The sequence below is a fragment of the Nioella ostreopsis genome (assembly GCF_004000255.1).
GTDB classification, from domain to species: Bacteria; Pseudomonadota; Alphaproteobacteria; order Rhodobacterales; family Rhodobacteraceae; genus Nioella; species Nioella ostreopsis.
On the sequence record NZ_RCIQ01000004.1, the window covers coordinates 164508 to 178499 of the forward strand.

The window sequence follows — 13992 nt, forward strand, 5'->3', positions numbered from 1 at the left end:
GCCCTCTTGCACCCGGCCCGCTCCTTGCGCTATCCCGCCCCGCACGGAGAGGTGGCCGAGTGGTCGAAGGCGCACGCCTGGAAAGTGTGTAGGCGGGAGACCGTCTCCAGGGTTCGAATCCCTGTCTCTCCGCCATATTCTCAAACGGACCTTCTTCTCATCATGATCGCCCTGATGCGGCGCACTGGTCGTTTGTCTGTCGGTCGGGTCGACAATGATGCAAGCGGGTTAGTGGCATTCGGGCCTGTGAGTGCACGCTGCGAGGCAGGTCGGGTCCGAGGCGGTGTTCAGATCCATCTTGTCATGACCGTCCGTCGCACTGAATTGCAGGATCCCACAAGCCACCGATGACCACTATCTGAAAGACTCGGGCAAACAGCAATCCTCTTGCAAGGGGTGTCGACAGCTGCCCTGCCCACACAGCCGGACTGACCCGGACAGTGAGCCGCTGCGCAATGCTCTGTTCTCCCAATTCGATTCGGATTCGCCGCAAATTCACTTGGTAACTTTCAGTGTCGGAAACAGTTGTTTACTACTGTTTCGAGGCCAGAAACCCATTTGGCGGCGGACATATACAAAAGTATTATAAATTTCGCCAAACGATATTCAAATTATCAAACGATCCAAATATTATACACAAGTACACTTCTTCGGATCGCACCACCATGCAATCTTATTGGCGTTGGGGGATTTAACTACCACTAGGGGGTAAAAAGATGAACAAACTGACTACTTTCATGAATTCCGAAGATGGAGCAACTGCAATTGAATATGGCCTGATCGGGTCTTTGATTGCCGTTGCCATTGTCGGCATCCTGGGCACTGTGGGAACGGATCTGACTGCCGCTTTCACAACCATCAGCACCGCCCTGCAATAATCCTGCAGTCCGCCTTACGGGCTTTCGTGAAGTTGATAAAATCTGCGAGGCCACCCAGTTTTGGCGTGGCCTCGTAAACCGATTGGGGCATCCGGATCAGACGGTATCTGTTAATTATCAAAGGGCCCATAGGAATGTTCGGCAAAAAGAATTCCATCGCGTCAACTGCCGGATTTGGAATGCCCAGTGGGGCGTTTCAAGAAAACTCACCGTCAACCAGCGGATTTGAGATCCTCGACTCAAGCTCGGAAGACAATGCAAGCATCGAACAGGAAGACGCCTATCGCGATCTGCGCCGCCTGGTGTTTTCCCGGCTGATCGAAGAACTCGACGCCGCGCGGTTGCTGCGCGGAGGGATCACGCAAGGGCGCGCCTTGATTGCCGCAGCCCTGGACGAGATCATCATCAGCGACAAACTGAAAGTATCCGCCGCAGAGGAAGAGCGGCTGCTGAACGAAATCAGCGATGACATGCTCGGCTTCGGGCCGCTGGAACGGTTTCTGACCCAGGGCAACATCACCGAGATCATGGTGAACGGCACCGAGCCGATCTATGTCGAGATCGACGGTGTGCTGCGCAAGACCGATGTCCGGTTCCGGGATACCAACCAGTTGCTGAACGTCTGCCAGAGCATGGTCAGCCTCGTGGGCCGCCGCGTCGATGAGGCCAGCCCGATCTGCGATGCCCGCCTGAAGGATGGGTCGCGCGTGAACGTGATCATTCCCCCCGTCAGCATCAACGGGCCCTCCCTGACCATCCGGCTGTTTCGACAGGATGTTCTGACGGTCGATCAGATGGTCAGTCGCGGCGTCATTTCCGCGGGCGGGGCCGAATTGCTGCGGATCCTTGCCCGATGCCGCTGCAACATCCTGATCATTGGCGGAACAGGGTCAGGCAAAACCACAATGCTGAATGCCCTGACCGGATATATAGAGGCACACGAGCGCATCGTCACCTGCGAGGATACCGCCGAACTGCGCTTGCAACAGCCGCATGTGGTGCGTCTGGAAACCCGTCCACCGAATGTCGAGGGCAAGGGCCAGATCCCTATGCGGGATCTGGTCAGGAACTGCCTGCGCATGCGGCCCGATCGCATCATCGTTGGCGAAGTGCGGGGCCCGGAAGCATTCGACCTGCTTCAGGCCATGAATACCGGGCATGACGGCTCCATGAGCACATTGCACGCAAATTCCCCCGAAGATGCCGTGTCCAGAATGACCGCGCTTGTGACCATGGGGTTTAGCTCGCTTGGGCCTGACATCATTCAGGAGATGTTCCAGCGGTCGATTGACGTCATCATTCACGTGGAGCGCCATCGCGATGGCAGCCGCCGCATCACCCATGTGACCGAAGTGCTCGACGAAGGGCCGCAGGAACAGCGCTTGCGCAATCTGATCGTGTTCAAGACCGATGGCGAACAGGTCGGGGACAAGATCGTCGGTCAGCATCGGGCAACTGCGTATCCGGTCGGGGAAATCCTCCGGCGCAGCGAACAATACGGCGAGACCCGAAATCTGATGCGCGCCCTCGCCCGGGACGGGCTGCAAGTGCATGAGGACCTGGCCCATGCCGGTTGAACAGGGTCTTAACAGCATACTGGCGGCGCTGCGGCCCGATCTGGCCTATATCACCGGGGTGATCGCGATCTGTGCACTGGCCCTGTTCATCCTGCATGAACGGATCAACCCCGCGCGGAAATATCGCCGGCGGCTTGCCACACTCGGTGTCCAGCCAGCCGGTGCCGAAGCCAGCAAAGCAACCCAGATGTCGGACGCTGCCGGTCGCCTGCGCGGACCGCAATCCAGATATCGCGACCGTATGCTGCGGATGTCTGCGCTGAAGGATCCGGCCTTTCGGCGATATCTGGGCCTGGGACTCGTCGTCTTTCCCCTTGTCACCCTTACGATGCTGTTCGTGGGCGGCTCCTGGATTGGCTCTTTGATGATTGGGGGGGCGTTCGGACTGGGTGGCGCGTGGCTCTATCGCGGGCAGCTTCTGTCCCGGCGTCGGGCGCTCATTGCCTCTGAGTTTCCCGCAGCGATCGACACCATGGTGCGCAGTCTGCGTTCGGGCCTGACCTTGACGGACACATTTCGCCTGATTGCGGAGGAAGCCTCGCCCGCCATTGCCGCCGAGTTTCGCCGGATCGAGATGGAACGGGAAATCGGCCTTTCGGTTCCGGAAGTCATGACCCGGTTCGCAGAGCGGATGCCGTTGCAGGAGATCAAGTATTTCGTGACCATCGTGAACCTTCAAAGCGTGACCGGTTCGTCCCTTGCAGACACGCTGAACACGCTCAGCGACACGCTGCGCCAGCGCCGGATCCTGAAGGAAAAGATTATCAGCATGACAGCGGATGCACGCTCTTCGGCGCTGATCATCGGTGCCCTGCCCTTCATTGTCATCGCGGCGCTGCTGTTCCTGAACCCGGACTACCTGAGCGTGTTCTACACCACCGTGTCGGGCAAGCTGATCATCTCGGGGGCTGCCATCTACATGGGCCTTGGGTTCTTCATCATGAAGGAAATGGTGAAATTCGATGCCTGATTATGCAACTCTGCAAGAGCTGTTCTTCTCCGATCTGGTTCTGATCGCGCTCGTGCTCGTCGCTTATGTTTCGGCCATTCTGATCATCTTCTGGCCCGCCCTGTTTGCGAACGCGCTTCATGCGCGCATTAAGGATCTTGCGGGGACGCTGCCCTTGCCAGATCGGAACGGAACGGGGCCCGCGGCGGCGACGGAGTCCCGCCAGACGACACCGTCCCTGAAAACCCGCCTGAACAGACGGCTGACCCGCTATGCGGCCAGTTCGTTCGCGAGTCTGAAAAAGGACCTTCACAATGCGGGGCTCAGATCCCCGCGTGCCGCGTCGATCTTCGTTATCGCCAAGGTGACGATACCGTTCGTGGCCATGCTGCTGGCATGGGGCTTTCTTAATGCGACGATCATGGCACAGCGCCCGCCGGTGGCCATCATCCTGGCAAGCCTGCTGTGCGGGGTGGCCGCGATCTGGGCCCCTGATCTGGCCTTGAAGAACCTCAGGCTTCGTTACCAGGAAAAGATCCGACGCGACTGGCCCGATGCGCTCGATCTGATTTATCTCTGCGTCGATGCCGGTCTTGGGCTTGAGGCCGCGCTCTCGAAGGTCGCGCGGGACATTTCCACCAGCGCGCCAGAGCTGGCGCAGGAATTCACCTTGACGGTGGCCGAGCTGGCCTTCCTTCAGAACCGCCGCGATGCGCTTGAAAACATGGGACGCCGGATCAACATTCCCGCCGTGCGCGAGGCCACGCGCGCAATCTCTCAGGCGCAATTCTACGGGATGCCGCTGAGTTCCACCCTGCGCAACCTGTCCGAAGAAAGCCGTCGCATGCGCATTGCAGCGGCCGAAAAGAAGGCAGCTACCCTGCCCTCCCGGCTGCGGGTGCCGCTGATCCTGTTTCTCATTCCTGTCCTGTTCATCGTGATCCTGGCGCCCGCGGCAATCGACATTCTCGACCTTCAGTAGGTTCGGCTCATTCCACCAGGAAGATCACGCTGTTGGTTCCGCCCGACCCCGGACCGCCCCCGGTGCCCGCATAGAGACTGGGATCGAAGGCCGAGTCCTCGCACAGGACATCGATGCGCGAATTTCCCTGCATCTGGAAACGCTGCGCCGCGAACAAAAAGCAGCCGTCAATGGACCGCCCACCCCCGATTTCAATATCCGCCTCGGGCAACAGGATAATCCCCGTCCATTCGCCGGCCTCGAACGTGTATTCTTCGTCATCACCGTCATTCAGCATCACGACATCCTGAAAGATGGATCCTTCGAAACCGGTCAATCCCCGCAAGCTGGCGTCGGTGCCACTGTGAAAATCGAGCTCGCCACCATCGACAAGGTAGAACATGACCCCCGCCTGACCATTCAGAACTGTATTGTTCCGGGTGCGCAGCTCTGCATCATCAACGATGTAGATCCCCGGCATCAGGGTGATTTCATCGCTCAAGGTCACGTCACGATCAAACCGCATCATGGGAATCCCGCTAGGATGCCCGGCGTCTTCCGGCGTCAGCACCCCGCCCCGAATTGTCCGGTCGCCACGATATCTGGGAACCTCGTCGACAAAGTCGCGCAGGCTGTCCTCTTCGCGCTCGACGATCTGCTGTAGCCGCTCGGGAAGATCGCCATTCAGCGGTGCATCCGTCACGATGGACCCGCAGCCAAGGTCGGAAACGCGTTCGGCGTCTCGGTCGTCCACCTGATCCGCCCGGACGGAAAGGCAGGCGGCGCTGATTTCGGCGCTGCCGGAAATATCCAGCCCGTCATCATCACGGGAATGCACTTCGATCGCGCAATCGGGCATGTCGATCACCGACCCTCCGTCCAGTTCCAAGGTGCTGTCATCCCGGCTATCGAGCACAAGCAGGCACGCGGCGGCAGCGTCTCCGATAACGATATCCGCGACGGCCCGCGCCCGGATCGTGACATCGCTGTCGGTAAAGAGCCGGGTGAAATAGCGCGGGTACTGAACCGAAATCTCGACCGCGACCCCGGTTTGGCTGATGAATTCGACGTCGACAATGGCGGTGTCGCGGGACAAGCCGCTGCCGAATGCGACCTGCTCGGCCCGGTCGACCGCATCCTCTTCATCATCCATCAGCGACAGGTTCACCGCAGCGGAAAACGCGGCCATATCGGCGGCGTTCTGCGTTTGCCGCTCCAGCATCAGCCATGTCGACACCTCCACCCCGAAGGCAATGCCACCGATCAGGAAGGGCATCACAAGGGCGAACATCGTGGTCATCGACCCGCGTTCATCCTGCACGAACCGCGTTTGCCGGCAGTCCGTATTGCCGGTTCTGGGACGGGGTCTTTCGGGACTCGTGGGATCGCCGCACTGCATCATCGCAGAATCCGCGTGGCGGTCAGGGTAATCGTTTCATCAAGGATCATCGGAACACGCAATTGGTGCGGGTAGCTCAGGACAATCGTTGTTTCCCCGTTGTTGCTGACCAATCGCCGGTCCAATGTGTTGCGATCAATGAAGATGGCGACAGCATTCAGCGCCTCTTCCATGGCCGCGTCCATGAAAGCCGTGTCGATGGCCACGCTGTCCAGCTGGATCGCCGCCGCCCGCGCGATCTCATCGGCCAGGTAGTCAAGCGTGGTCTTGTTATAAAACGCCCTTCCCATCTCGAAAATCCCGAAGAAAAGCGGAATGGCAAGCAGGGCGACCAGCGCAAACTCCACTGACACCGCGGCCTTCTCGGACCAGCTGAACGCCCGAATTGCGCAAAGCGGTTTGCGCGGGCCGCGCGCCCTGGCGCATGGATCATCAATCATTGTCCGCGCTCCATGACAGGGGCACCTCAAGTTCCAGCGCCACCTCGATATCCATGCCGAGACGATCCCCGAGCACGATGCTTCGGAAAGGAAGGCCCGCCGCGAAAACGAACACGGCAGAAGGTTCGCGCCCTCGTCCGCAGGACGCCCTTCGGTCGACCGATCTTGTACCGCAACGCCAGTCGATCACCGGGTCGCTCACCGAAAGATCCGACATTCTACCCGTGGCGAGCGTGTCTTCCGCCGTCTCAAGGGCGCGCCCGACTTCTGACAGGCTGCCACCGGCCATGGCCGTTTGCGCCCCCACCCGCAGGATATGCTGCATCACCATGCGCTGATTGACCGCGAGGGCCAGATCCGCCGCCGAAAGCAGCATCAGGATCAGCAGCGGCGCAATCAGCGCAAACTCGACAGCACTGGCGCCCCGTTCCGACCTCCAGAATCCGCCTGCCCCCGCTACCACCATTTCCATAGCCTGGACGCCATTTTATCCCAGATGCTGCGATCGTCGCCGATGTTCAACTCGCCGTTTACCGCCTTTGCAATCTTGAGAAGGCTGCGGGAAATCTGGGCACCTTCATCGCATTCGAAGACAGACCGCCCAACAGCCTGGGACTTTCGAACCAGCTTGTGGTTGTAGGGCACGTCCACCACCGTGTTCAGGCGCAGGAAGTCCTGAAACTCGGAGGTCTTGATATGTTTCTCCCTGCCGCCGCGCAGCTTGTTGATCACAAGGGTGGGCGCCTCCTTGTCGGGCCTTGCCGCGCGAACCGCGTGCACCAGATGCCCCGCATCGCGAAAGCCGCGCAGGGTTGGTTCGGCGGTGATGACCACGGTATCGACCCGCTGAATGATGGTCCGCATCCTGCGGGACCAGATCGGCGGAAGATCCAGCACCACGTGCTGGCGCAGCGCATTCGGAAGATTCAGGATGGCGCGGATGGCGTTGATTGGCAGCTCGCTTCGATTGTCCATGCGCGCATCCACGGTCAGCAAACGCAGCCGATCATGCATCACGGTGGAAATCCGCTCGATCAGGATGTCATCCAGCTTGCTTCCCCGCCTGAGGATATCGGTCAGGGAATAGGTGCTTTTGGCGTTGAAGTTCAGGCCGACAGTCCCGAACTGAGGATCGAGATCCACCAACAGCACATCCGTGGACATTGCGCGCGACATGGTGGCCGCGACGTTCTGCGCGATCATGGATGACCCTGCCCCGCGAGATCCGATGAACGCGGTTATCTTCCCAAGCCGGACATCGGACCAGTCCGCGTAGATTTCCTTGATCGTCTCGATGACCTGCCTGGATCTGAGCGGCGACACCAGCAGATCGCTGACACCGATCTTCACAACGCTCCGATAGAAATCCGCCGAATAGGTGGATCGCGCACCAAGGAGAATGACCCGCGTTCCCGCTTCGCAATGGACGCTGAGCGTTTCAAGCTTGCGCAGCAAGGCCGCCGGATCATCGCCGCTTTCGACGATCAGAAGATCGGGGGATTTCTCCTCCTTGAAGGCATGGATTGCGGTGTCGAGATCGCCAGTGCGGATCTTCCATCTTGTCCGGTTGAGCGAAATGTCACCCTTGGCGCGGCTAAGTTCCCGGATTGCCTGTTCGGAACTTGCAAATGCCCCGATCCGAAGCGCGGGCAGAAGCGCGTTTTCGGAGGCCGTGGCTGACCTGATCGTTTCCGGAAAATCTGATGGATTGAGCTGTTTGTTCATCGCATTTCGAAGCTGACTACGCCCCCCCGGTTGACGCGAATGATCGGGCTGTTCACTGGCGCCGGTCCCGCGATTTCATCGGCGGACCTCAGTGCAAGTCGCAGCCGCCCGTCATCTTCTGCGGCCGAAACACGGCCGATCTGGTCGGGCGACAGTTCAAGCGTCGCGTTTCTTTCATTCGGCGGATCGTCCTGCGAAAGCTCGTCCTGCTGTCCGAACTCGGTCATGTCGTCCAACGCGAGAACCCGGACATTGGCGGCAATGATCATGCTCGCAGCGGACTCGGATTCCGGGGGATAAAACGTATAGACCACATCGACCCGATCACCGGGCATGATCAGCCCCCCGGCCATGGCCTCCTGGTCGATCAGGACGGAAAAGGCCCGCATCCCCGGCAGCAAACTTCCAGACAGGCTGCGTTCGGACATGTCGCGCAAATCCTGCAGCAGGATCGGGTCGCCCTCTGCGATGTCGCGTTCGACGACCCGGCCAATCAATTCATCGACCGAAACGGATGCATCGCGATCGAGGATGAAATCTGGCGACACGGACTCAACGGGCATACGCGCCCATCCGAGATCAGACGCAGAGAGTTGATAGCCCGATTGAATGGCCCGCGATGCGACGATAACGGTCACTCTTGCCGGTTCCACTTCCGGTTCCGCGCGCGCAATTTGCAGGTTCTGGTTTGCAACAATTCCCTCAGCCACAGCGTCATTGTCCAATGCATGGCGCAATGCGGCGCTGCCGCTGGTCAAAAAGATGATGATGAGAAAAGCTCGTATCATTTCTTTCTCTTTCGGCATACGCGCTTGGGTCTTGCAGCTGTCTTTAATCTCAGCAAAACCACGATATCCGAATGCCGCCTGTATTCAGGGCAGGCATTGCGGCGTCCCCGCTGACAAATTCGTTATTTCGTTCAAAGAAAGTATCTCTGCGACTACGATTGCCGCAATGGTTGCTTTTGGACCGAAGTCATACCAGAAATATTTCCTGCAGCTCTTTCGTATACAAAAGGCCCTTCCCGTACTCGGCGTTCAATTGGAAAACGATCGCAATGCTTCCGCTTCTTCAATAATACCCCCCAACCCCCTTTATCATTTCGACATCAGAAACAATGAGGCCCGGTTCAAGGCCATATCTCCATTGACGCCGATCAAGGAACAGACTGTTCAAATCCACACGCATAGACTGCCCGCCTGACGCGGCCAGCCCTTCTGCTGTCACTACGGCTTACGCTTGACACCACACCTTCAAACCGGTCTTCCATTGCCGAAACGGTTTCTCGCCGCGCCTACCCCGGTATCGCGCGGCGCACAAAAGTCGACCGTCACTTGCGCCATGACAGGACAGATAACATGATCCAGGACACCCCCGCCCTTCTCGACGCGATCCGCGCGCGCTTTGCCCATGTGGACAGCTGTCCGTTTCAGGGCCCGCGCATCTTTTTTGAGAATGCAGGCGGCGCGCTGACCCTCAACTCGGTGGTGCAGACCTCGGCCAAGTTCGCCGCCCTTCCCGACAATCCCGGCCGGATCAACCCCGCCGGACAGGGTTTGCAGGCGATCATCGACAAGGCCAAAGCCGACCTGGCGGTGTTCATGAACGCGCCGGGGGGGCAGTTCTTTGCGGGCGAAAGCGGGACGGAACTGCTGTTCCGCCTGATCCGCACGGCCTGCGTGAATGCGCCGAAAGGGGCCAAGGTCATCGGGTCATCCATAGAACATCCCGCCAGTCGCAGTGCTGCGCGCCGTTGGGCTGAAATTGCCGGGCTGACATATGTGAACGTCCCCCATGACAACGCAACGGGCCGCACCACGCCCGAGGACTATGCCGCCCATATGACGCCAGATGTGGCGGTTGCCACGATCCTGCACGGCTCTCCGGTCACCGGCATGGCGATGGATGTGGCGGGGATCTCTGCTGCGATCCGCGCCGTGTCGCCCGATTGCCTGATCATCGTCGATGGCATCCAGCACGCCGCCCATGGACAGCTCGACCTGAACGCCTATAACGTCGATGGCTACGCGATCTCCCCCTACAAGGTGTTTTCCCGCCACGGCTATGGCATCGCCTGGATTTCGGACCGGTTCGGCAAGATGCCCCATGACATGCTGATCGACGCCCCCGCAACGGGGTGGGAATTCGGCACCCGCGATGCGGGCAGCTATGCCACCATGTCGGACGTGATCGACTATTTCGACTGGTTGGGCGGCGAGGTGTCGGACGCCACAGACCGGCGTGACCGGATCGAAGCGGCGGGCCGCGCCATTCACGACTACGAAACCCATCTGACAAACGCGATGATCAACGGCACCGGCAATCTGCCCGGCCTAAGGGATATGGACCACATCACCATTCTGGCCGGGCAAGACAACCCGGCGCGCGAGGGGCTGGTGTCGATCGTGGTCGCAGGCCATGCTTCGGAGGATGTGGTCGAGGCGCTCAATCAGCAGGGCATCCGCACCCATACCCGCAAGGCCGATCACTATAGTGGCAATGTGCTGACCCCTCTGGGCCTGACCGACTGCATCCGCGTGTCCCTGTGCCATTACAATACCGAGGGCGAGGTCGCGCAGCTTCTGGCCGCGCTGAAGGACATGGGGCCTGAGGGCTGAGGACTAGCGTTTCAGCAGATTGTCCACCAAGCCGCCCAGATGCACAAAGTCATCAAAGGCGGCCGCATGGGGCAGCTTGTTCACGGGCGTCTTGCGATAGCCTTCGGTGAACAGCAGGAAGGGCACGCCGAGCCGCTCGGCGGTCTCGGCATCCACCTCGCTGTCGCCCACATAGACCATCGGCCCTTGCCCAAGCGCTTCGAATGCAGCCTCCAACGGGGCGGGGTCGGGTTTCTTGACGATCAGGCTGTCGCCGCCGATGACAGCCCCGAAGAACCGATCCAGGCCCAGATGCGCCAGAACCGCAAGCGCGGGCTTGATCGGCTTGTTGGTGCAGATCCCCAACCGGTGGCCTGCCGCCTGCAAATCTGACAGCGCCGCTGCCACGCCCGGATAGGGATGGGTGCGCCCCACGGCCCTGTCATAGCGCGCGACAAAGGCGTCATGCATCCGCTCCTGCGCGGCGTCCGGCAGCCCGCGCGCGCCGCGCATCCGCGCCACGAAGACCGCAGCGCCGTTGCCAACGAAACGACGGGTCTCCTCCAGCGTGATCGGCGCGCCCCCTTCCAGCTCCAGCACCTCATTGGCAATGGCGTGAATATCGGGCGCGCTGTCGATCAGCGTGCCGTCGAGGTCAAAGACGATGCGGGCAGAAACAGAGGGCGTGGTCATGCCCCCCGCATCTCAGACAGCGCGGGCGGGGTCAATGGCCGCGTCAGACGTCCTGCACGAAGCGATAGGCCCCGTCCATACGCTCTGCCCTGCCGATGCCACCGCCGGGCAGGTGGAAGCCCACAACCGTCATGTCATCGGCCACGATCCGATCCAGCAGCGTCAGGCGGGTTTCGGCCGCCATGGCCTGATCCTGATCCGACCCCGACAGCAGCCCCGGTGCCTCGAACCCCACGTGATGGTTGCCGACAGCGTCCCCAAGGATCATTGCATTGCCCACGGTAAAGGACATGTGCCCCGGCGTATGTCCAGGGGTCAGCACGGCGGTGACACCGGGCAAGACCTCGTTGCCGTCATCGAAGCTTTCAACCATGTCCCCCAGCATCTCCAACCGCCGCGCGGCCCCGATGGCAAAGGCCTGGCGGGCCTCTCCGATGCTGTTCACCGTGTCGGGATCGCGCCAATAGGCCAGTTCGCCCGCACCCATGTAGTGGCGGGCATTGTAGAACATCGCCTCGTCGAAATCATCCAGCGCGCCCCAGAGGTGATCGGGATGGGCATGGGTGAACACCACATCCGTGACATCCGCGGGATCGACCCCGAGCGCAAAAAGCGCGTCCGGCAATTCCCCCACCGAAGGCTGAAAGGCCAATCCGGACCCTGCATCAAACAGAACCACCCGCCCCTGCCCGCGCAGCAAGGTCACGTTGCAGGGCGGTGTCAGCGGCTCACCCGCCACGATCCCGTTGCGCGCAAGGATCGGTGCAACCTCATCGGCCGGCATCGGTCCAAGGATGAAATCCGCAGGCAGCATCAGATTGCCATCGCTCAGCGTGTCGAGCTGCCAATCCCCAATCTGCACAGACGCATGCAGCCAACGCGGCATCGCCATCGCCGCTCCAAGGCCCGCCGCCCCCGCCATCAGCATCCGCCGCGTGATCCCGCTCATTGACCGTTCTCCTGTTCCATCAGGGCCGCAACCCTTTCATCTTGGTGAAAATACCTCAGGGGGTGCGGGGGAGGATCCCCCGCGGATCGACGCGCGCCGCGCGGCGATCCTCCCCTATCCGATCACGCCACGACCCGCGCCAGGGCGCATTGGCTCCAAAGATCGTGCAGCGCATCCGCCAGCCGGTCGACCTCCGCGTCCGAATGCAGCGGCGAAGGGGTGAAGCGTAGCCGCTCCTCGCCCTTGGCCACGGTCGGGTAGTTGATCGGCTGCACATAGATCCCATACCGGTCCAGCAGGATATCGGATAGCCATTTGCACTTGACCGGATCCTTGACCATGACCGGAACGATATGGCTCGGGTTGGGCTGGTGCGGGATGCCCATGGCATCCAGACGCGCCCTGAGCCGCGCCACCTGCCGTTGCTGCGCCGCCCGCAACCGCACGCCCTCGAATCCTTTCAGAACCTTGATCGATTCCGTCGCCGCCGCGGCAATCGCGGGCGGCAGGGCGGTGGTGAAGATGAAGCCGCTGGCAAAGCTGCGGATGAAATCGACCAGCGGGGCCGACCCGGTGACATAGCCGCCCACCACACCGAAGGCCTTGCCGAGCGTGCCTTCGATCAGCGTGACCCGGTCCATCAGACCTTCGCGCTCGGCAATGCCGCCGCCGCGAGGGCCATAAAGGCCAACCGCATGGACTTCGTCCAGATAGGTCATGGCGTTGTGTTTCTCGGCCACATCGAGGATCTCCGCGATCGGCGCGATGTCGCCATCCATGGAATAGACGCTCTCGAAAGCCACGATCTTGGGCGCATCGGGGTCCAGCGCCGACAGGCGGCGGTCCAGATCTTCTACATCATTGTGCCGCCAGATCTGACGGTCGCAGCGGGCGTGGCGGATGCCTTCGATCATAGAGGCATGATTGAGGCTGTCTGACAGGATCGTGCAACCCGGCAGCCGCGATCCGAGCGTGCCGAGCGACGCCCAATTCGACACGTAGCCCGACGTGAACAGAAGCGCCGCCTCCTTGCCATGCAGGTCGGCCAGTTCGCGTTCCAGCATCACATGGGCGTGGGTGGTGCCCGAGATATTGCGCGTCCCCCCTGCCCCTGCGCCGCAAGCGTCAACGGTCTCGTGCATCGCTTGCAACACGCGCGGGTGCTGGCCCATGCCCAGATAGTCATTGCCGCACCACACGGTGACCTCATCGGCCCCCGCGCCGTGGTTCTTCGCCAGTGGAAAATCCCCGCAGCGGCGTTCCAGTTCCGCGAAGATACGGTAGTTCCCGTCGTCCTTCAGGGCGTCAAGCTGCGCCCTGAAGATCGTGTCGTAACGGTCGGATGTCATTGACCGGCTGCCTCGCGCGCCAGTTCATCCAGCAGGGCCATCACCGGGGCCATCGACTCCTCGGGCATCACCCGATAGCCGATTGTCACCTCGCCATCCATGTTGGCAATGAAGATGCCATAGGGGCAATTAGCGATGTTCATCGGGTCGGCCTCCATCACCTGACGCGACACGACGGCCGAACAGAACAGGTAGATATCCGCCTCGTCGAACAGCACCACATCGCTGCCGGTGTCCTCGCGGGTGCGTTCCAGCATCTCGCCCACATGGCTCGTGTAGTCGATCACCAGACCCCGGCCCACGATGGCGCTTTCCACACCAAAGGCCGCGTCCTCGAAACTGCCGTCGAAAGGATAGGTCACGGCCTGCTGCGCCATTGCGCCGGTCGCGGTGGCCGCTGCCAGGGCGGCTGCAAGTGCAAACTGTTTCATCGTCTGATCCTTTCGTGGTTCATGAAGTGGCCCCGCAGCACCCC

15 protein-coding genes and 1 tRNA gene are annotated in these 13992 nt (G+C 60.8%); 7 read left to right on the forward strand and 9 right to left on the reverse strand.

Translation table 11 applies throughout. The features are described from left to right. Positions 1–45: 45 nt before the first annotated feature. The 5 genes from EP237_RS06205 to EP237_RS06225 all read left to right on the forward strand — a co-directional run bounded on the left by EP237_RS06205 (position 46) and on the right by EP237_RS06225 (position 4386). Positions 46–135, forward strand: a tRNA-Ser gene (locus tag EP237_RS06205). Between the two features lie 581 nt (positions 136–716). Beyond that, entirely contained in the window at positions 717–878 is a 162-nt protein-coding gene (locus tag EP237_RS06210; protein WP_127559192.1) for a Flp family type IVb pilin, read from the forward strand. Between the two features lie 134 nt (positions 879–1012). Beyond that, positions 1013–2455 (forward strand): TadA family conjugal transfer-associated ATPase, encoded by a 1443-nt coding sequence (locus EP237_RS06215; RefSeq protein WP_127559194.1) that lies wholly within the window; start codon positions 1013–1015, stop codon positions 2453–2455. Further along, the gene (locus EP237_RS06220; RefSeq protein ID WP_164744634.1) at positions 2445–3425 is read left to right on the forward strand and encodes a type II secretion system F family protein; all 981 of its coding nucleotides are present in this window, start codon (positions 2445–2447) and stop codon (positions 3423–3425) included. Before EP237_RS06215 ends, EP237_RS06220 begins: the two co-directional genes overlap by 11 nt. Continuing rightward, the gene (locus tag EP237_RS06225) at positions 3418–4386 is read left to right on the forward strand and encodes a type II secretion system F family protein (RefSeq protein ID WP_127559198.1); all 969 of its coding nucleotides are present in this window, start codon (positions 3418–3420) and stop codon (positions 4384–4386) included. Before EP237_RS06220 ends, EP237_RS06225 begins: the two co-directional genes overlap by 8 nt. A gap of 7 nt (positions 4387–4393) precedes the next feature. Here the strand turns inward: EP237_RS06225 and EP237_RS06230 are convergent, their stop codons facing one another. The 5 genes from EP237_RS06230 to cpaB form a co-directional block, all read right to left on the reverse strand. Beyond that, complete coding sequence (locus EP237_RS06230) at positions 4394–5686, reverse strand: pilus assembly protein TadG-related protein (protein ID WP_164744635.1); 1293 nt, start codon at positions 5684–5686, stop codon at positions 4394–4396. A gap of 77 nt (positions 5687–5763) precedes the next feature. Further along, positions 5764–6204 carry a TadE/TadG family type IV pilus assembly protein gene (locus tag EP237_RS06235; RefSeq protein WP_127559202.1) on the reverse strand — a complete coding sequence of 147 codons (441 nt, stop codon included), beginning with the start codon at positions 6202–6204 and terminating at the stop codon, positions 5764–5766. After that, complete coding sequence (locus tag EP237_RS06240; RefSeq protein ID WP_127559204.1) at positions 6197–6676, reverse strand: TadE/TadG family type IV pilus assembly protein; 480 nt, start codon at positions 6674–6676, stop codon at positions 6197–6199. The genes EP237_RS06235 and EP237_RS06240 overlap by 8 nt, the downstream gene beginning before the upstream one ends. Beyond that, positions 6661–7929, reverse strand: coding sequence for a CpaE/TadZ family protein (locus EP237_RS06245; protein WP_127559206.1), 1269 nt, complete (start codon positions 7927–7929; stop codon positions 6661–6663). Before EP237_RS06245 ends, EP237_RS06240 begins: the two co-directional genes overlap by 16 nt. Next, entirely contained in the window at positions 7926–8639 is a 714-nt protein-coding gene (gene cpaB, locus EP237_RS06250; protein WP_240661550.1) for a Flp pilus assembly protein CpaB, read from the reverse strand. Before cpaB ends, EP237_RS06245 begins: the two co-directional genes overlap by 4 nt. On the opposite strand from cpaB, the gene EP237_RS23070 reads away from it, so the two are divergent. Both EP237_RS23070 and EP237_RS06255 read left to right on the forward strand, forming a co-directional pair. Next, complete coding sequence (locus EP237_RS23070; protein WP_164744628.1) at positions 8539–9132, forward strand: hypothetical protein; 594 nt, start codon at positions 8539–8541, stop codon at positions 9130–9132. The two genes, cpaB and EP237_RS23070, sit on opposite strands and share 101 nt — an antisense overlap. A gap of 155 nt (positions 9133–9287) precedes the next feature. After that, the gene (locus tag EP237_RS06255) at positions 9288–10547 is read left to right on the forward strand and encodes an aminotransferase class V-fold PLP-dependent enzyme (RefSeq protein WP_127559210.1); all 1260 of its coding nucleotides are present in this window, start codon (positions 9288–9290) and stop codon (positions 10545–10547) included. 3 nt (positions 10548–10550) lie between these two features. Here the strand turns inward: EP237_RS06255 and gph are convergent, their stop codons facing one another. From gph to EP237_RS06275, 4 genes are all read right to left on the reverse strand, one after another. Continuing rightward, entirely contained in the window at positions 10551–11219 is a 669-nt protein-coding gene (gene gph / locus EP237_RS06260) for a phosphoglycolate phosphatase (RefSeq protein WP_127559212.1), read from the reverse strand. A gap of 43 nt (positions 11220–11262) precedes the next feature. Beyond that, a complete protein-coding gene (locus tag EP237_RS06265; RefSeq protein WP_127559214.1) occupies positions 11263–12168 on the reverse strand; it encodes an MBL fold metallo-hydrolase in 906 nt (301 codons plus the stop codon). Positions 12169–12290: 122 nt separating this feature from the next. Then, positions 12291–13517, reverse strand: a complete 1227-nt coding sequence (hemA, locus tag EP237_RS06270) for a 5-aminolevulinate synthase (RefSeq protein WP_127559216.1) — start codon at positions 13515–13517, stop codon at positions 12291–12293. Then, positions 13514–13948, reverse strand: coding sequence for a DUF302 domain-containing protein (locus EP237_RS06275; protein ID WP_127559218.1), 435 nt, complete (start codon positions 13946–13948; stop codon positions 13514–13516). The genes hemA and EP237_RS06275 overlap by 4 nt, the downstream gene beginning before the upstream one ends. Between the last annotated feature and the right edge of the window lie 44 nt (positions 13949–13992).